This window comes from Rarobacter faecitabidus, from assembly GCF_006716265.1.
Classification (GTDB): domain Bacteria; phylum Actinomycetota; class Actinomycetes; order Actinomycetales; family Cellulomonadaceae; genus Rarobacter; species Rarobacter faecitabidus.
On the sequence record NZ_VFOS01000001.1, the window covers coordinates 137,209 to 155,024 of the forward strand.

The 17,816-nt window shown below is 67.4% G+C and carries 20 protein-coding genes; 17 read left to right on the top strand and 3 right to left on the bottom strand.

The genetic code is table 11. The annotated features are described in order from the left end of the window. Positions 1–31: 31 nt before the first annotated feature. A complete protein-coding gene (locus tag FB461_RS00690) occupies positions 32–250 on the bottom strand; it encodes a hypothetical protein (protein WP_142118025.1) in 219 nt (72 codons plus the stop codon). A gap of 157 nt (positions 251–407) precedes the next feature. On the opposite strand from FB461_RS00690, the gene folP reads away from it, so the two are divergent. The 13 genes from folP to FB461_RS00755 all read left to right on the top strand — a co-directional run bounded on the left by folP (position 408) and on the right by FB461_RS00755 (position 12,396). Next, positions 408–1,268: a dihydropteroate synthase gene (folP, locus tag FB461_RS00695; protein ID WP_246045937.1), complete on the top strand. Its 861-nt coding sequence runs from the start codon at positions 408–410 to the stop codon at positions 1,266–1,268. Continuing rightward, positions 1,265–2,386, top strand: a complete 1,122-nt coding sequence (folK, locus tag FB461_RS00700; RefSeq protein WP_142118027.1) for a 2-amino-4-hydroxy-6-hydroxymethyldihydropteridine diphosphokinase — start codon at positions 1,265–1,267, stop codon at positions 2,384–2,386. Before folP ends, folK begins: the two co-directional genes overlap by 4 nt. After that, on the top strand, positions 2,383–2,877 hold the full coding sequence (locus FB461_RS00705) for a DUF3180 domain-containing protein (protein ID WP_170222528.1): 495 nt from the start codon (positions 2,383–2,385) through the stop codon (positions 2,875–2,877). Before folK ends, FB461_RS00705 begins: the two co-directional genes overlap by 4 nt. Then, positions 2,861–3,355 carry a PH domain-containing protein gene (locus FB461_RS00710; protein WP_142118031.1) on the top strand — a complete coding sequence of 165 codons (495 nt, stop codon included), beginning with the start codon at positions 2,861–2,863 and terminating at the stop codon, positions 3,353–3,355. The genes FB461_RS00705 and FB461_RS00710 overlap by 17 nt, the downstream gene beginning before the upstream one ends. After that, positions 3,352–5,070, top strand: a complete 1,719-nt coding sequence (locus tag FB461_RS00715; RefSeq protein ID WP_142118033.1) for a PH domain-containing protein — start codon at positions 3,352–3,354, stop codon at positions 5,068–5,070. The genes FB461_RS00710 and FB461_RS00715 overlap by 4 nt, the downstream gene beginning before the upstream one ends. Continuing rightward, positions 5,057–6,052 carry a Rossmann-like and DUF2520 domain-containing protein gene (locus FB461_RS00720; protein ID WP_142118035.1) on the top strand — a complete coding sequence of 332 codons (996 nt, stop codon included), beginning with the start codon at positions 5,057–5,059 and terminating at the stop codon, positions 6,050–6,052. The genes FB461_RS00715 and FB461_RS00720 overlap by 14 nt, the downstream gene beginning before the upstream one ends. Further along, entirely contained in the window at positions 6,049–6,948 is a 900-nt protein-coding gene (gene panC, locus FB461_RS00725; protein ID WP_142118037.1) for a pantoate--beta-alanine ligase, read from the top strand. Before FB461_RS00720 ends, panC begins: the two co-directional genes overlap by 4 nt. 17 nt (positions 6,949–6,965) lie before the next feature. Then, the gene (panD, locus tag FB461_RS00730) at positions 6,966–7,412 is read left to right on the top strand and encodes an aspartate 1-decarboxylase (RefSeq protein WP_246045938.1); all 447 of its coding nucleotides are present in this window, start codon (positions 6,966–6,968) and stop codon (positions 7,410–7,412) included. Further along, complete coding sequence (locus FB461_RS00735; protein WP_246045939.1) at positions 7,409–9,157, top strand: L-aspartate oxidase; 1,749 nt, start codon at positions 7,409–7,411, stop codon at positions 9,155–9,157. The genes panD and FB461_RS00735 overlap by 4 nt, the downstream gene beginning before the upstream one ends. Further along, positions 9,154–10,074, top strand: coding sequence for a carboxylating nicotinate-nucleotide diphosphorylase (nadC, locus tag FB461_RS00740; RefSeq protein WP_142118039.1), 921 nt, complete (start codon positions 9,154–9,156; stop codon positions 10,072–10,074). Before FB461_RS00735 ends, nadC begins: the two co-directional genes overlap by 4 nt. A gap of 167 nt (positions 10,075–10,241) precedes the next feature. After that, the gene (gene lysS / locus FB461_RS00745) at positions 10,242–11,741 is read left to right on the top strand and encodes a lysine--tRNA ligase (protein ID WP_142120602.1); all 1,500 of its coding nucleotides are present in this window, start codon (positions 10,242–10,244) and stop codon (positions 11,739–11,741) included. A gap of 29 nt (positions 11,742–11,770) precedes the next feature. Further along, positions 11,771–11,962 (top strand): hypothetical protein, encoded by a 192-nt coding sequence (locus FB461_RS00750; RefSeq protein ID WP_142118041.1) that lies wholly within the window; start codon positions 11,771–11,773, stop codon positions 11,960–11,962. A gap of 95 nt (positions 11,963–12,057) precedes the next feature. Continuing rightward, entirely contained in the window at positions 12,058–12,396 is a 339-nt protein-coding gene (locus tag FB461_RS00755; RefSeq protein ID WP_142118043.1) for a histone-like nucleoid-structuring protein Lsr2, read from the top strand. A gap of 21 nt (positions 12,397–12,417) precedes the next feature. Here FB461_RS00755 and FB461_RS00760 read toward each other — a convergent pair whose 3' ends face one another. Continuing rightward, on the bottom strand, positions 12,418–12,717 hold the full coding sequence (locus FB461_RS00760; RefSeq protein ID WP_142118045.1) for a (2Fe-2S)-binding protein: 300 nt from the start codon (positions 12,715–12,717) through the stop codon (positions 12,418–12,420). Between the two features lie 77 nt (positions 12,718–12,794). Between FB461_RS00760 and mshA the strand changes: the two genes are divergently transcribed. Both mshA and FB461_RS00770 read left to right on the top strand, forming a co-directional pair. Beyond that, a complete protein-coding gene (gene mshA / locus FB461_RS00765) occupies positions 12,795–14,051 on the top strand; it encodes a D-inositol-3-phosphate glycosyltransferase (RefSeq protein ID WP_142118047.1) in 1,257 nt (418 codons plus the stop codon). Positions 14,052–14,125: 74 nt separating this feature from the next. Next, positions 14,126–14,866 carry a phosphoglyceromutase gene (locus FB461_RS00770; protein WP_142118049.1) on the top strand — a complete coding sequence of 247 codons (741 nt, stop codon included), beginning with the start codon at positions 14,126–14,128 and terminating at the stop codon, positions 14,864–14,866. A 200-nt stretch (positions 14,867–15,066) separates the two neighbouring features. On the opposite strand, the gene phoU is transcribed toward FB461_RS00770, so the two are convergent. Next, a complete protein-coding gene (phoU, locus tag FB461_RS00775; RefSeq protein ID WP_142118051.1) occupies positions 15,067–15,717 on the bottom strand; it encodes a phosphate signaling complex protein PhoU in 651 nt (216 codons plus the stop codon). A gap of 165 nt (positions 15,718–15,882) precedes the next feature. On the opposite strand from phoU, the gene FB461_RS00780 reads away from it, so the two are divergent. Both FB461_RS00780 and FB461_RS00785 read left to right on the top strand, forming a co-directional pair. Continuing rightward, on the top strand, positions 15,883–17,076 hold the full coding sequence (locus FB461_RS00780; RefSeq protein ID WP_246045940.1) for a sensor histidine kinase: 1,194 nt from the start codon (positions 15,883–15,885) through the stop codon (positions 17,074–17,076). Next, positions 17,073–17,780 carry a response regulator transcription factor gene (locus tag FB461_RS00785; RefSeq protein WP_142118053.1) on the top strand — a complete coding sequence of 236 codons (708 nt, stop codon included), beginning with the start codon at positions 17,073–17,075 and terminating at the stop codon, positions 17,778–17,780. The genes FB461_RS00780 and FB461_RS00785 overlap by 4 nt, the downstream gene beginning before the upstream one ends. Positions 17,781–17,816: the final 36 nt, after the last annotated feature.

A 17,816-nucleotide genomic window follows, 5' to 3' on the forward strand; every position in this document is an offset into this window, starting at 1 on the left:
ACTCGACTGGAAGAATCGAGTGCGTCCCGCGTTAACTCGCGGCCGCGGCCTCGCTGCCCCGAGCTTCGCGCAGCAGGTTGATGAGTTCGAGTACGACGGCGGGCTCCACCAGGTGATTCGCGCGCTGCACGCGCGCCTCGAGCGCGTCGACATCGAGTGGGTTCATTTCGACGTTCGCGATGTATCCGCGGGCCTCGTCAGCGACAGCCCACGACTGCTCGTTGGGTGTCATTCCCTCCACGTGCCCCATGGTCGTCTCCTTTGCTAGATAGTCGAATGTGACGACAATTCGACACTATCGCTGCGAGGCGGCGCGACCGTGAGACTTTCATCCCGCTTCGTCGCCCGCCCCCGGCAGAGATGCGCGACGAAGCGTCGGCGCCGCAACCTGACCTAGAGTTGAAGCCGTGGTGCATCTTCCTGACTGGCGCACAGCGGCGTCCGAGCTACTGAGCCGCGGTCCCTCTCGCGTGATGGGAATCCTCAACGTCACGCCCGATTCGTTCTCCGATGGCGGAGATTGGTTCGGAGCGCAAGCCGCAGTTGATCACGGACTCGCGATGGCTCTCTCGGGTGCCGACATCATCGACGTTGGCGGTGAATCAACCAGACCGGGCGCGCAGCGCGTCAGCGAGGACGAGGAACTAGGGCGCGTCCTTCCGGTAGTTCGCGCACTCGCCGATCGGGGAGTGGCGGTCAGTATCGACACCATGCGGGCGTCGGTTGCCGGCGCCTGCGTGGCGGCGGGTGCCGTCATCGTCAACGACGTTTCGGGCGGGCTCGCGGATGCGGACATGTTCGCGACGGTCGCGTCGCTGGGCGTGCCCTACGTCCTGTCACACTGGCGGGCGCACTCGACCGACATGGACGACCATGACCGCTACGACGACGTCGTCGTGCAGGTCCGTGCGGAACTCGCCAGGCGCGCCGAAGAATTCATCGCTGCAGGTGGCAACCCGGGACAACTCGTCCTGGATCCCGGGCTGGGATTCGCGAAGGCCACCGACAGCAACTGGCCGCTGCTCGCCCGGCTCGACGAACTCGAGTCACTGGGCTTTCCTATACTTATCGGCGCATCGCGCAAGCGCTTCCTCGCGGCGGCGCTGAGCACGGAGCGCGCACCGGCGCAACGTGACACGGCGACCGCGGTGGTCACTGCCATCGTGGCGCAGCGACCCGTGTGGGCCGTGCGAGTACATGACGTGGCGGGGTCGATCGACGCAATCAGTGTCGTCACGGCCCTGCAGAAAGCAGGAATGACACCATGACCGCGGACACTATTCGGCTCCAGGGCCTGCGCGCGTTCGGCTACCACGGGGTGCTCGAAGAGGAGAAACTTCGCGGGCAGGAATTCCTTATCGATGTCGAGGCTGCCCTCGACACGCAAAGCGCCGCCCAGGGCGACGACTTGGCCCGGACAGTGGACTACGGCGCGCTCGCCACGGCCATCGTGCAACAGGTAGGTGCGCAGCGTTTCGATCTGATCGAAACGCTTGGGGAGCATCTGGCGGCGCTCGTCCTCGAGAACCCGCTGGTCAGCGCCGTGACGGTCACTGTGCACAAGCCCTCGGCGCCAATCGACGTCCCGTTCGCGGACGTCTCCGTGACGATCCGGCGCGACCGCGCGCATCCGCCGGTCTCGGTTCCGGTGCGCAGGGAATCCGTTCTCGTGGACGAGTCCTCCGTCGCGATCCCGCCGCCGCCGGCTCCGGAGCCGCCGCTCGTCCCGCCCGTTCTTCCAGTGGGGGCGGCGCTGCCGCCCGTGCCGCCGGCACCCCACTCGCCGCAAGCCGGCGACCTGCCCTCGGCTCCACGGCGGGAACCTGTCCGTGCGTTGCTGGCGCTCGGGGCCAACCTGGGGGATCCGGTTGATGTGCTGCGGCAGGCGGTCCGCGAACTGGCCACGACCGAGGGCATCGCGGTGACCGCGGTAGGACCGCTTGCGCGCACCGCGCCGGTCGGCGGGCCGGCCGACCAGCCCGACTACTTCAACACCGTGGTGTCGATCATCACGACGCACGCACCGCACGAGCTACTCGCGATCACGCAGGGGATCGAGGCGGACTACGGGCGCGTGCGCGAGGTTCGCTGGGGTCCGCGGACGCTCGACATCGACCTGATCACCTACGGCGACATCGTCATGTACGACGACACCCTGGAACTGCCGCATCCGCGGGCGCACGAACGTTCCTTCGTCCTCCTTCCCTGGGTGCACATCGAACCGGATGCCTATCTGCATGGCCTGGGTGGCGGACCGGTGGATGTCCTGGCGCGGAACGCGCCAGACCGGGATGGGATTCGCACGCTATCGCTCGACTGGTTCGCCACCGACACACTCCCGAGCCCAGAGCACGTGCTCGGCACTCTTCAGCAGGGAAGATCGTGACCCCGACGCGCCCGGTCGGTCTCGTGGCCTGGGCGCTCGGCGTCGGGCTCGTCGGCTGGGCCGCTCTCGCGCTCGCCCAGTCGCGCGGACTCCACCTGGCACCGGTTCCCCCGCTCGTCATCGTCGTGGAGCTGTTCCTGGCCGCCGTGGTCCTCGTGGCGGGCGTTCGCGTGCGCGCCTACATGCAGGGCAAGCGGCCGGACCTTTCGGGGTTGCAGGCCGCCCGCTTCGTCATGCTCGGCAAGGCGGCGAGCCACACGGGCGCGATGCTCGCGGGCTGGTACGGCGCGCAGGCGCTCCTCGCGTTGCCCATGGCCGGGTACGAGTCGCAGCACGCGCGGGCCCTAAGCGCCGGTATTGCCGCGCTCGGTGGCGTGGCCCTCGCGGCGGCGGGATACTTCGCCGAACGATCCGGCCGGATTCCCCCGCCCGGAGACGGCGAGCAGGAAAGCGCCGGAAGGAGCGTGGACCCCAGTGGACAGTCGGCCTGACCCGTTCGATCTGCCCGGGGTGCAATGGCAACCGCTCTCGCCGAGACTCACGACGATCCGGGAACTCGGCCTCGCCGTATGGCTCGGGATCCCCGCCATTGCCGTCGGCGTCGCGGCGTACGCCTTCTCCCTGACCTGGCTGATGTTCGTCGCGGCTGGGCTGGCGCTGATCTGGCTGAGTCAGGCGATCCTGATTCCGCGGCGGGTTCGGGCCTTCGGGTACGCGTGCCGGGCCGACGATGTGGCAATCCGTAGCGGCATCTGGCATCGCCGGATGGTCGTCGTGCCCTACGGCCGCATGCAGACGGTGAGCGTCACCTCAGGTCCGTTACTGCGCCGATTTGGTCTGGCGGCCATCGGACTGCAGACGGCCTCGTCCGGTTCGGATGCCACGATTCCGGGCATCAACCGGAGGGAGGCGGAGCATCTACGGGACCGCCTCACGGCGCTCGGTGAGGCGCGGATGCTCCGACTATGACGATGCCGCTCCCCTCTGGACACGACCCGGCTATCGGCGAGCTCAGCGCGGCTGACCGTCCGAGGTCGCAGGTTCCCGCTGCGCCTTGGCGGCGGGTGCATCCCGCCACCCCGCTGGTGAAGATGTGGCTGGTCGTCCTGGCGCTCGTGGTATTCGCTCTGCGCGAGTTCGCGGACTCCGCCATCGAAGGATCCTCATCCGACGTCTCGATAGCCGATCTGGCGCGGAACCTCACCGCGTGGGCCGTGCTCGGTGTCGTGGTGATCGTCGTGGGCGGAGGAATGTATCTCTCGTGGCGCATGACCCGTTTCTCGATAGGGGACGGTGCGCTCCAGGTGAGATCCGGAATCCTGTTCCGCAAGCACGTCACCACCCGTCTTGAGCGCATTGAGGCCATAGACATCCGTCGCCCCCTGGGTGCGCGCGTCCTGGGCCTGGCCGAACTCCAGATCGAGACGGCGGGCGGGGACGATTCGAAGGTTGAACTCGGCTACTTCAAGGTGCGGGACGCCACTGACCTGCGCGCCGTGCTCGTGTCCGGCCGGGGCACGCCGGTGTCGCCCTCGCCGCTACCGCCCTCGCCTCTCCCCGGGGGTGCCACCTCGCCCCTCGCCAGCGGCGGGCCCTCGCCCCTACCCGGCAGCGCGACCTCACCCGCACCGCCCTACGCTCAACCGTCTCCGCGGGATGGGCACGCCATCGCGCATGAGTCGGTAGCGGAGGGACCCGGGTTGGCCGCGCCGATCCCGCCCGAGCCCGGCCACATCGTGCCCGCCTCCGGCAAAGCGCGCGTTGCCGGCCCGCTCCAGTCCCTGTTGCCTGGCGATCCCGAGGCGGGGGCCTACGCGGATGTCGTGCGGATTCCCGTCGCGCGGATCGTCACGATGGCGCTCCTGGGTCCGGGGGCGATCATCACCTACCTGATCGCCGCCGGCCTGGTCACCGGCGCGCTCATCACGCAGCGATGGGGCGCGTTGGGCTTCATCGTCCCCGTCGCGTGGGGATTCGTGGCGCAGACGTTCGGCGTCATCACCGGCGATGGCGGGTATCGCGCGACGCTCAGCGGATCCAACTTGCGTATCAGCCGCGGCCTGACGGATCACACGTCGCAGTCGGTTCCCACCGACCGGATCCATGCGATCGCCGTGACGCAGGGGCTCATCGCGCGCGCGTTCGGCTGGTGGACCGTTGAGGCCACGATCGCCGGATACGACCGGCAGAAGTCGCAGCGCGCGCTCCTGCCCTACGGCACGCCCGCTCAGATCCGCGCCTTCCTTGCGGCACTTAGCCCGTATTGGGAGCGCGACCGTTCCCAGGAGTTGCTGGCGCACGCCATGACGGGCACGCGCCGCGACGGCAGCAGTCCATTCACCGCGACGCCGCCCTCGGCGCGGCTCTGGGAGCCGCTTGCTTTCGCGCGGACCGGTATCGTCGTGGATGACGGCGTCGCGTTTCTTCGTTCCGGGCGAATCGCGCGCCGCGCTACCGTCGCCTGGCTCGATCACTGCCAGTCGGTGACGGTCGTGGCGGGGCCGTTCGATCGGCGAGCGGGGGTGGCGTCGCTCGTCCTCGATCTCGTGACGGGTCCCGTCTCGCCGAGTATCGACCACCTCGCGCAGGCGGATGCCACCACCATCCGCGATCATTGCGCGGTCGCCGCCGGCCATGGCCGGCCGGGTAGAAACGGGACGGAGGCCAACGATGCCGGTCACTGATGAGACGGCCGGGTTGCGTCCCGGGCGTATGGGCGTGGGCGTCATCGGCGCGGGCCGTGTCGGTGCCGTTCTGGGCAGCACCCTGCGGGCGGCCGGTCACGCGATCGTGGGGGTGAGTGCGGTTTCGGACGAGTCCATCGACCGAGCCGAGATGATGCTGCAGGGCGTGCCGATCCTTCCCATCCCGCAGATCGTAGAGCGTAGCGAGCTCGTCCTCCTGGCGGTGCCCGATGACGCACTGGCGGACTTGGTCGCGGGTATCGCGAACTCGCTCGGATGGCAGATCGGGCAACTCGTCGTGCACGTCTCGGGTGCCCATGGCCTCGAGATACTCGGCCCGGCCGCTGCTCAGGGGGCGATTCCCCTGGCGATTCATCCGGCCATGACGTTCACCGGTACATCACTCGACGTATCCCGGCTGGAGGGCGCGCCGTTCGCCGTGACGGCGTCGAGCCCGTTCCTGCCCATCGCCCAGGCTCTCGTGGTGGAGATGGGCGGCGAGCCCGTGGTCGTGGGCGAGGGCGCGCGCGTCGCCTATCACGCGGCACTCAGCCACGCGTCCAACCATCTCGTGACGCTGCTTGCACAGGCTAGCGAGATGCTGCAGGAGGCGGGCGTTTCCGAGCCGGGGCACCTGCTCGCGGGCATCGTCCATGCGAGCGCCGAGGGGGCGCTACGTTACGCCTCGGAGGGAGCCGACCCGATCGGGGCGCTGACCGGGCCGGTCTCCCGCGGAGATGCGGGTACCGTGGCACGCCACCTCGACGCCCTGGCGCGAATCACCGCGGAGGGGGCCGGCGGCGACCTCGTGCCGACCTACCGAGCGCTCGCCCGATCCACCGCTGCGCGCGCCTACGGCGCCGGCAGACTCGACGCAGGGGCCCTGACCAGGATCATGACGGCGCTCGATCCCGTCCCGGGCGCCTTGGACGAGACCAGGGCTCGACACGACGAGGACGACGAGGAAGGGGGCGCGCAATGACGTCAGGTGGGAGCGGGCATCCGCGTGTGCTGCGAACGCACGATGAGCTGGCATCGCTGCGAGAAGGGCTTGCCGGCACGGTCGCGGTCGTGATGACCATGGGGGCGCTCCATGCGGGGCACCTCTCGCTCGTCCGTGCGGCGGCCGCACACGCCGATAGCGTGATCGTCACGATCTTCGTCAACCCGCTGCAGTTCGGCGAGGGGGAGGACTATGACCTGTATCCGCGGACGCTGGACGCCGACGTGGCCGCGCTGGCGGGGCTCGGCGTGGCGGGCGTCTTCGCGCCCAGTGCTCGCGAGATGTACCCGTCCGGCGTCCCCGAGGTGAGCGTGCGGGCCGGCAGGCTGGGTTCGGTGCTAGAGGGTGAAATGCGCCCGGGTCATTTCGATGGCATGCTGACCGTCGTCCTCAAACTCCTCAATCTCACGCGACCCGACGTAGCGGTCTTCGGCCGCAAGGACGCGCAACAGCTCGCGCTCATCCGGGCGATGATCCGCGATCTCAATCTGCCCGTGGCGGTGGTCGGTGCCCCGATCGTTCGCGAGGCCGATGGGCTGGCGCTGTCCTCCCGCAATCGCTACCTGAGCGGGGTCGAGCGCGCCGCTGGACTGGGTCTCTCCCGCGCACTGCGCGCAGCGGCCGAGGCCGCCGCAGCCGGCCGACCGGCGAGCGATGTGATAGCTGCCGCTCGGGACGTCCTCGAGGGTGGGCCGGTTGCGCCGAACGTGACCGACGTCAACTATGTAGAAGGCGTCGAACCTGAGACAATGGAGGGGGTTGACGATGATTACGAAGGGCCGCTACTCGTTCTCATCGCAGCCAGGGTCGGGCAGACCCGATTGCTGGACAATGCCGAGGTGCTGATCCGGCAGACACGAAGCGAGCGGCCGTAGTTTCCGGAAGGAACGGCGTGACCTCCTTGCAACGCCCCATGATGATCGGCAAGATTCACCGCGCCACGGTGACTCAGGCCGACCTCGACTATGTCGGCTCCATCACGGTCGACCAGAACCTGCTCTCCGCTGCGAACATCCTCGCTGGTCAGCAGGTCGACGTCGTGGACATCGACAACGGCAACCGCTTGACGACCTACGCCATCCCCGGTGAGGCAGGCAGCGGAATCGTCGCGATCAACGGCGCGGCGGCGCGACTCGTCCAACCGGGCGACCTGGTAATCCTCATCGCGTACGGCATGCTCGCCGATGCAGAGGCGCGCACGTTCGCCCCCTCTGTCGTGTTCGTGGACGAGTTCAACCGCATCGTCGAACTGGACTCCGACCCCGGCCAGGCGCCCTCGGGGTCGGGACTGAAGACATCGGCCGTGCCGATCGACCGCCCGTTGCCCGCTCGATCGTGAGCGCGCCTGCACTGGGCGGATTAGGCGCCGCGCCGAACGTTCCGCGCCTCCTCGCAGGACCGCGTCCGGGCTGGAGCACGACCGCCGACGTCGTGGTGATCGGCTCCGGGGTCGCCGGCATGACTGCGGCGCTGGACCTGTGCGGCAAAGTGGGCAAGGTGGTGCTGCTGACCAAGACGGTCCTCACGTCCGGATCGACGGTGTGGGCGCAGGGCGGGGTCGCTGCGGCGCTCGATCCTGCCGACACGGCCGAGGCGCACCTCGCGGACACGCTCGTCGCGGGCGGTGGCCTGTGCGACGAGGGCGCCGTGGAGATCCTCGTCAGCGAAGGACCGGCGGCCGTGCGTCAACTGATCGACCGTGGAGCCAGATTCGACCAGAGCGACCAGGGGGAGATCCTGCTGGGCCTGGAGGGCGGGCATCACGCCTCGCGCATCGCGCACGCAGGCGGGGATGCCACCGGGGCGGAGATCTCTCGCGCGCTCGCCGCCCAGATCGACGAGGTCCTCCAGCACCCGGGGATCGAGGTAATCGAGCACGCCCAGATGATCGATCTGCTGACCGACGAGGCGGGCAAGGTCTGCGGCGTGACACTGCACGTCGTGGGGGCCGGAACGCGCGACGGCGTCGGTGCCGTGCACTCGCGCGCCGTCGTGCTGGCGACCGGCGGAATCGGCGAGTTGTTCACCTCGTCCACCAACCCCCCGCAGGCCAGCGCCGACGGACTGAGCGCCGCCCTGCGCGCGGGGGCACACCTCGCCGACTTGGAGTTCGTGCAGTTCCATCCGACGGTGCTCTGGCTGGGCGCGGGCGCTCGCGGGCAACTCACCCTCATCTCCGAGGCGGTGCGCGGTGAGGGTGCGCACCTACTCGACGTCGAGGGCACCCGGTTCATGAAGGACATCCACCCGCTCGCGGAACTGGCGCCGCGAGACGTGGTCGCTCACGCCATCGTCCGCCAACTCGCCAAGACGGGATCGGATCACGTCCTGCTCGATGCGCGCCACCTCGGGCCGGAGTTCCTGGCCGCCCGCTTTCCCACGATCACCCGGCGTTTGCTCGATGCTGGATTCGAGTTCGGGCACGACCTCATCCCCGTCGCCCCGGCCCAGCACTTCCACTCCGGGGGCGTGCTGACTGACACCAATGGGCGCTCCAGCGTGGACGGGCTGTACGCAGTGGGGGAGTGCGCCTGCTCAGGGGTGCACGGAGCCAACAGGCTCGCATCGAACTCGCTGCTCGAAGGGCTCGTCTTCGGCCGTCGCGCGGCGGCCGACATCGTCCGGCGGATCGAAGCAGGGGACTTGCCGTACTCGCAACCGGACGGCCCGCGCGCTCCCGCCGGCCTGGTCGCTGGCGCCGCCCGCTCACGCATTCAGCGCGTGATGACGGCGGGCACCGGCGTGGTACGCGACGAGGCGAGCCTCCGAAGCGCGCTGATGGCCCTCGGCAATGTTCCCGTTGACGCGCATGAACGCGAGGACCTCCAGGCGCTCCCGCAGTACGCGGAATGGGAGACCTCGAACATTCACGCGGCAGCGGTTGCCACGACTCTCGCAGCGCTGCTGCGCACGGAGTCGCGGGGCGGTCACTTCCGCTCCGACTTCCCTGCGCCCTCGGAATCGCAGGTGGCGCGGACCGTGATCTCGCTTGGCGACAACGGCGTGTTGCGTACCCGCGTGGCGCCCATCCGCTCAACGCTGGCCGCCGTGCTCTCAGCCACCACCGAAATGGGGAATCGATGACGGACTGCGATCAGGCATGGCTCGCCGCGGCGGTCGCGCGCGCCCTCGACGAGGACCTGGGCGTCCGCCCGTATGCGACCGGATCTCTCGACGGTGTTCCCGCTGCTGGCCGAGACGTCACGACGCAGGCGATCTTTCCCCCCGATCAGCGCGCGCAGGCTAATCTAGTCGCGCGCGAGCCGGGAGTCGTCGCGGGACTCGGGGTGGCCGAGATAGCCCTGGCCGATGTCTCGCGACGCTTCGGGCTCGCATCCGCCACGGTTGAGCTACTCGTACACGACGGCACGGCCGTCGAGCCGGGAACGGTGCTCGCCGTTCTGCATGCCCCGGTCCAGGCGATCCTGATCGCCGAACGGACGATCCTCAACCTCGCGTGCCGCGCCTCGGGCGTAGCCACCGCGACCCGGCGCTGGGCGGACGCCCTGGACGGCACCGGCGCGCAGGTTCTGGACACTCGCAAGACGACCCCGGGGTTGCGAGAACTCGACAAGTATTCGGTGCGCGCGGGTGGCGGAACCAATAAGCGGATGGGCCTCTACGACGTCGCGATGATCAAGGACAACCACATCGCCGCCGCGGGCGGGGTGCGTCCCGCCATCGAGGCGGTGGCGGGACGATTCCCGGATATCTCGATTCAGGTCGAGGCGGACACCGCCGAGCAGGCACTGGAGGCCGTCAGTGCCGGTGCCCGTTTCCTGCTGCTCGACAACATGCCGACAGCCGTGATGGCCGATCTCGTGAGTCGGATCCGCGCCCTCGAGCCCGAGACGGGCCGGGTGGAACTCGAAGCCACGGGCAACCTGACCCTGGATCGAGCCGCCGAGGTCGCGCGGACGGGTGTGGACTACCTCTCCGTCGGCGCGCTGACGCACTCCGCGCCGATCCTCGATCTCGCGCTGGACTTCCCGAACCGCTGAGGACGAGTTTTCCGCGCCCCAGAGTGGCGAACGCGGGCGATTGACAGCGGGCCGCGCAGCGCCACTAGTGGACACAGGAGCCACTGCCGGGAAGGGGAGGCGTTGTCCCGGAAGCCAGTCGCGACAGATAGAATCGACGGGTGAGTGTGAACCCCACCGAGAACCAGATGCCTGGCGATGCCGAGGCAGACGACCTTCCCGAGCAGTTGCGCGTCCGCCGCGCCAAGCGCGACCGAGTGATCGACGGCGGGGGCCAGGCCTACCCGGTCCGGCTGGATCGCACCCACACGATCGAGGAGATCCGCGAGAAGTACTCCCACCTTGAGGCTGGTGACGAGACGCAGGACGTGGTCGGCGTGGCGGGCCGCGTGGTGTTCCTGCGCAACACTGGCAAGCTCTGCTTCGTCACGCTGCAGGACGGCGCGGGCGCTCGCCTCCAGGCGATGCTGTCCCTGGCGGCCGTTGGTGAGGAGTCCCTGACGGAGTTCAAGGCCGTGGTGGACCTGGGCGATCAGCTGTTCGTGTCGGGACGAGTGATCAGCTCGCGCCGCGGCGAGCTCTCCGTCTTCGCCGACTCCTGGCAGCTGGCGGCCAAGTCGTTGCGACCGCTTCCCGTCCTGCACCGGGAGCTCAACGAGGAGTCGCGCGTTCGGCGCCGCTACGTCGACCTGATTGCGCGCGATACGGCGCGCGACATGGCGCGGCTGCGTCCCGCGGTGGTGAAGTCGCTGCGCGCCAACTTCGACCGCCGCTCGTTCATCGAGATCGAAACGCCGATGCTGCAGGCGATCCATGGCGGCGCGGCGGCGCGGCCGTTCGCCACGCACATGAACGCCTTCGACATGGAGTTGTTCCTGCGCATCGCGCCGGAACTGTTCCTCAAGCGAGCCGTCGTCGGCGGGCTGGAACGCGTTTTCGAGATCAACCGGAACTTCCGCAACGAGGGAGCGGACTCGACGCACTCGCCGGAGTTCTCCATGCTCGAGGCCTACGAGGCGTACGGCGACTACAACACGATGGCGGCGCTCACCAAGGACCTGATCCAGCAGGCGGCGCTGGACGTGTTCGGCACGACCGATGTCACTCTCGCCGACGGCTCGGCCTACGAACTCGGCGGCGAATGGCGTTCGATCACGATGTACGGGTCGCTGTCGGAGGCGTTGGGTGAGGAGATCACGCCGCGGACGACGGTCGAGCACCTGCTGAGCCTCGCCGACAGGGTCGAGATCTCGGTCAACCCGGCCAAGGTCAGTCACGGGAAGCTGGTCGAGGAACTGTGGGAGCACTACGTCGGCGATGACTTGTACGAGCCGACGTTCGTCCGCGACTTTCCCGTCGAGACCTCCCCGCTCACCCGCGACCACCCGGATCAGCCTGGCATCGTCGAGAAGTGGGATCTGTACGTGCGCGGCTTCGAGTTGGCGACCGCCTACTCAGAGCTCGTCGATCCCGTCATCCAGCGCCAGCGCTTCGAAGCCCAGGCCAAGGCCGCCGCGGCCGGCGATGACGAGGCGATGGCGCTGGACGAGGACTTCCTGACCGCCATGGAATACGGCATGCCGCCAAGTGGGGGAATGGGTATGGGAATCGACCGCCTCCTGATGGCCCTGACAGGTCTCGGAATTCGCGAAACGGTCTTGTTCCCCCTGGTAAAGCCCGCACAGTAGGTCGTAGAACGCCCAGATACGAGGTCGAAATGGATGCATGGGTCGGCGTGCTGAGCACGGTGGCGCCATCAATTGGCGTCGGCTTGATTTTCTTCTTTGTGATCCGTTCGGTAATCCGTGCCGATAGGCGCGAACGCGAGTATCTGCGTGAGCTAGACAACGAGGACGTGCAGGCGACTTCAGCGGTTGACGACCCGGGGATTAAGCGCGAAGAACGGTGAAATTAGCCGGAATCCAGGAATTTCCAAGACTGCGCCATCGTTAAATGTTAGGGTATTAGCGATCCTCCGTTAATTAGCGAGAAAGGCACGCAAACATGGCTCAGAAGGTGCAAGTGATTCTCGAGGACGACATCGACGGCGGCCCTGCGACGAGCACCGTTACTTTCGCTTTAGACGGCACTGGCTACGAAATCGACCTCAGCGAGGAAAACGCGGCGAAGCTTCGCGATTCCATCGCTGAATGGATTCGTTACGCGCGTCGCGTCGGGCGCGTCAATCGCGGACAGGTCTCCAAGCGCACCACATCGGGACAGGTTGGGGGCGTCCACAAGACCGGAGAAATGCGGTCGTGGCTGATCGAGAACGGCTACGAGGTTTCCACGCGCGGTCGCATCTCGGCCGAACTGCAGGAAGTTTTCCGTCAGGCTCACTGACATCGGTTGCGCGGTGGCGGACTATTCCGCATGGAGGGCACAGGAAACCACCGCGCGCACCGTTCCCAGGCATTTTCCGCACCCGCCTGTTGCCCGGGTGCATCGCTGTACCGATTCGAGAGAATTCGCCGTGCCATCAGAGATCACGGCACGAATCTCGCCCGCCGTGACGTTGTTGCACCAGCAGACAATCGCATCGTCGTCCAGTTCTGCGGCTTCTTCGGCGGTAATTCCTCGCACCTCATCGGAATCTGCGAGGATGTCCGAAAGTTCGCCAAGTGATGCGAAACTGATGGTGTGTGTGTCCCGTTCGCCGTTCATGATTCAATCGTGCTCCCCGGATGTCCGATATGTCCGGGTCCAAGGTCCCTTTTCGGTGCGAGGCAAGGTGACTTGAAATGATTCGTGAATCACGCATTGCCATGGTGAGCGTTCATACCTCCCCGCTCCTGCAGCCGGGCGGCGGTGACGCTGGCGGCATGAACGTCTATGTGACCGAACTGGCCCGGGCGATGGCGCGACTGGGAGCGAGCGTTGACATCTTCACCAGACGCACCTCATCCCAGGATCCGGACGCCGTGGAACTCGCGCCCGGCGTCGTCGTGCGGCACGTGAGCGCCGGACCGTACGGCAAGGTGCCCAAGGCTGACCTTCCCGCCCTGATGTGCTCCTTCGCGGCGTCGATGCTGCGTCACGAGGCGGCCCACCGGCCCCACTGGTACGACGTCGTGCATTCGCACTACTGGCTGAGCGCCCTGCCTGGCCTGCTGACCGCAGAGCGCTGGGGCGTGCCGCTCGTCCACACCATGCACACCCTGGCCAAGGGGAAGAACGCGGCGCTCGCCCCCGGCGATCGCCCCGAGCCGAGCGCCCGTGTGCGCGGCGAGCAGCAGATCGCGCTCGAGGCAGACCGCCTCGTGGCGTCCACGCCCAGCGAGGCCGGCCAGCTCGCGGACCTCTACGGTGCCGACCCGCAGAAGATCTCGGTCGTAGCACCCGGCGTCAATGTGGACGAGTTCCAGGCCGGCCCCGTGCGGCACCTCGATCACTGGCGCGCACTGGGCGTCGACCCACGCCGCCCCGTGGTGCTCTACGCCGGTCGCATACAACGGCTGAAGGGCACGGAAGTGCTCGTCCGCGCCTGGGAGCATCTGCGATCCGCGCCGGGGGAGGTCGGCCGGCCACAACTCGTGGTCGTCGGGCATTCGAGCGGCGGGAACGATCGCGCCATGCTGAGGGAGGCGGCTGCCCGCCGTGGCCTGGACGGTGACATCGTATGGCTCGACCCCGTGCCGCAGGGGATGCTCGCCGACCTGTTCCGGCTCGCCGACCTCGTGGCGGTGCCGTCTTACTACGAGACGTTCGGCCTCGTCGCGATCGAGGCGCAGGCCTGCGGGACGCCCGTCCTCGCCGCGCGTGTGGGAGGGTTGGCGAGCGTGGTGCGCGACGGCACCACGGGTAGGCTACTGGACTCTCACGACCCGGCAGCGTGGGCGGCCGAGATCGAACTGATGGTGCGCGACCCGGCTGGTTTGTGCGCGATGTCCGCAGCGGCCGTTGATCACGCCCAGACCTACTCGTGGGATATCACGGCACGGCGCACCCTCAACGTGTATTCGAAATCCATCGCGAGGGCGCAGGCGAACGCGAGCTGATATGCGGGTGACAATCGCCTGCCGTGGGCCTGTCGGCCCATCGCCTCTTACGCTGCGTGGCTCATAATGGAGTCATGACATACACGCTTGTGCTGCTCCGCCACGGCGAGAGCGAATGGAACGCTAAGAACCTGTTCACCGGTTGGGTCGACGTCGCGCTGTCCGAGAAGGGCGTCGGCGAGGCCAAGCGCGGCGGCGAACTGCTGAAGGAGTCGGGCATCCTGCCCGATGTCGTGCACACGTCGCTGCTGCGCCGCGCTATGAACACCGCGAACTACGCCCTGGACGCCGCGGATCGCCTGTGGATCCCCGTCAAGCGAGACTGGCGCCTCAACGAGCGCCACTACGGCGCGCTGCAGGGCAAGGACAAGGCCGCGACGCTCGAACAGTACGGCGAGGAGCAGTTCAAGCTCTGGCGCCGCTCCTACGACACCCCGCCGCCCGCCATCGAGGTGGGCTCGGAGTTCTCCCAGGACGCTGACCCGCGCTACGCGGGGGCCCCCGTGGTCCTGACCGAGTGCCTCAAGGACGTCCTCGAGCGCGCGCTGCCGTACGTTAAGGACGAGGTCTTCGGCGACCTGAAGTCCGGCAAGACGGTCCTCGTGGCCGCGCACGGCAACTCGCTGCGGGCGATCGTTAAGTACCTCGACGAGATCTCGGACGAGGACATCGCGGGCGTCAACATTCCGACGGGAATCCCGCTCGTGTACGAGCTCGACGAGGACTTCAAGCCCGTCACGAAGGGCGGACGCTACCTGGACCCGGAGGCCGCTGCGGCATCGATCCAGGCCGTCGCCAACCAGGGCAAGAAGTAGCCGACCCCGACGCTGACGAAGGGCGGGCACCCACTGCGGTGGGGGCCCGCCCTTCGCTCTTGCTTGCTATTGCCCGCCGGACCTGCGCGTCGAAGCGATCGTCCGGTTGGGAGTGCCATATTTCAGTTCACCGCGGTGTATTCCATACCGCGAACTGAAATATCAGGGGGTGAACCGGTGCGGGCGCGTCGGTTCACCGGCTACACGTGCTGCGTGTCCGTTCCCGTCACCAGGTAGATGACGCGGCGGGCGATCGACACGCCGTGGTCGCCGAAGCGTTCGTAGTAGCGCCCGACCAGCGTGATGTCGATCGTCTCCTGGGCCGTGCCCTCCCAGTGGGAGCCGAGCAGCGCGGCGAAGGTGTCCTGATGCAGGTCGTCGATGATGTCGTCGTCGCGCTCGATGGCGTTCGCCTCGGCGATGTCGCGGGTCTCGAGCAGCCGGGTGAGCCGCTTCGCGAGCCGAACCGACGCGTCCTGCAGTGCGGAGAACACCGGGGTGAGATCCTCGGGGACGGCCTTCGACGGGTAGGCTCGGCGGGCCACCTGCGCGATGTGCTGGGCGAGGTCGCCCATGCGTTCGAGCGTCGCACTCATCCGCAGGGCGGAGACAACGATCCGCAGATCGGTCGCCACGGGCGCCTGCTGGGCCAGCAGCAGCACTGCGCGATCGTCGGCTTCGCGAGCGAGCTCGTCGATGGCGTCGTCCGCGGTGATGACCTGCTGTGCGCGTGCGACGTCCGCAGTGAGCAGAGCCTCGCCGGCGTTCACGATCGCCTCGTGCACCTTGACCGAGAGTTGGACAAGGTTGTCGCCCAGTTGGGCGAGTTCGGCTTCAAAGATGTCGCGCATGATTCTGGGATTTCTCCTTAGCTGGGTTATCTCCATCATTGTGGCCGATCTCCGGAATCATCAATCGACCGGCAGGTGAACGCGGCTGGGCCACCAGGTGAATACCTGTCGACGGGGCGCTTGATTCGGCCTGGAATGGCGGGCCGCACCACTTACGCTGATTGCGTGAGCACCTCTATGTCCATGCAGTCGCCATGGCTGATCCTCGTCGCCGGGCTCCTCGGCGTCTTCGTCGGCATGATCGCCATGATCGCCTTCCGCTACTCCGAGAAGTCCCAGACGGAGGTGCCCGAGAGGACTGAACCGGAGCTGGCAGACGACATTATTCGCGTGCTGGCCGTCGTGCGTTCAGCGGTGATTGTCCTGGGCCCTGGCGACGTCGTCCTGCGGGCTTCGCCCGCGGCGTACGCGCTGGGAATGGTGCGCGGGGAGTACCTCGTCCACGATCAGGTGAGAGAGGTCGTCGAGCAGGTCCGCGCCACGGGCGAGATCGTCGACGAGGAACTCGAACTGCAGCGCGGCAGCCAGCGCGATCTGGTGATAGTGGGGGTGCGCGTCGCGTACCTGACCAACGAGGTGGTCGTCATCTTCGCCGAGGACCACACCCAGGCCCGGCGCATCGAGCAGATCCGGCAGGACTTCTCGGTAAACGTGTCGCACGAGTTGAAGACGCCGGTCGGTGCCATCAGTCTGCTGGCCGAAACGCTCGAATCCGCGGCGAACGACCCGGAAGCCGTGCGGCGATTCGCGGGCAAGACGAAGCAGGAGGCCGTTCGCCTCGCGGCCCTGGTGCACGACTTGATAGAGCTGTCCCGGTTGCAGAGCGCCAGCGCCCTCATGGACGTTCGGCTCGTCGAGGTGGACGATGTGATCGCGCAGGCGGCGGAGGACGTACGCGTCATCGCTCAGGGCCGCGAACAGGACATAACTTTGCCGGAGGCCTCGACGTGGCGCGTCTACGGGGACGAGGCGCTACTGGTTGCGGCAATCCGCAATCTCCTCACCAACGCCAGCGCGTATTCACCGAAGAACTCGTCCATTCAAATCGCGCTCAGCAGGAAGGACGGTATGGTCGGGATCGAAGTCCTCGACCACGGCATCGGACTGAGCGAGCAGGACCAGGAGCGCATCTTCGAACGGTTCTACCGGTCCGATCCTGCCCGCGCGCGCGATACGGGGGGAACGGGCTTGGGACTGAGTATCGTCAAGCACATCGCCCAGGATCACGGCGGGCAGATCACCGTGTGGTCCGCGCCAGGCCAGGGATCGACCTTTACCCTGTGGATACCCGAGTCGCAGGAAGAATCCGACAGCCACCACAACGACATTGAAAACGAAGAGGGGAATCGATCCGCGTGACCAGGATCCTCGTAGTTGAAGACGAAGAGTCGTACCGCGAGACGCTCGCCTACCAGTTGACCCGCGAGGGGTACGACGTGGTGGCGGTCGCTGACGGACTGGAGGGGCTCAATGCGTTCGAGTCCTCGCAGATCGACCTCGTGCTACTCGATCTCATGCTGCCGGGACTGTCCGGCATCGAGGTCTGCCGGGCGATCCGCAAGACGAGTGACACCCCCGTCATCATGCTCACGGCAAAGGACGCGGAGATCGACAAGATCGTCGGCCTGGAGATCGGCGCCGACGACTATGTCACCAAGCCATACTCGTTCCGGGAACTGCTCGCGAGAATGCGGGCCGTGCTGCGGCGTTCGCAGGCGGGAGCCGGCGCGCAGGAGGACGAGGATTCCGAATCGATCATCACGATCGGTCCCGTCTCGCTCAATGTTGACCGTCACGCCGTGCTGGTGCGCGGCGTGGAGGTCTCATTCCCACTCAAGGAGTTCGAACTTCTCGAGTATCTGCTGCGGAATGCGGGCCGGGTGCTGACGCGCGGTCAGTTGATCGATCGAGTGTGGGGAGCCGACTACGTGGGCGACACCAAGACCCTGGACGTCCACGTGAAGCGCATTCGGGCCAAGATCGAGACCGACCCCGCCAGCCCGGTGCTACTCCTTACTGTGCGCGGCCTGGGGTACCGATTCGCCGATGCGAGCGAGTCGTAGGCCACGTTCGCAATCGTTGGAGAGCGTTCACCTCGT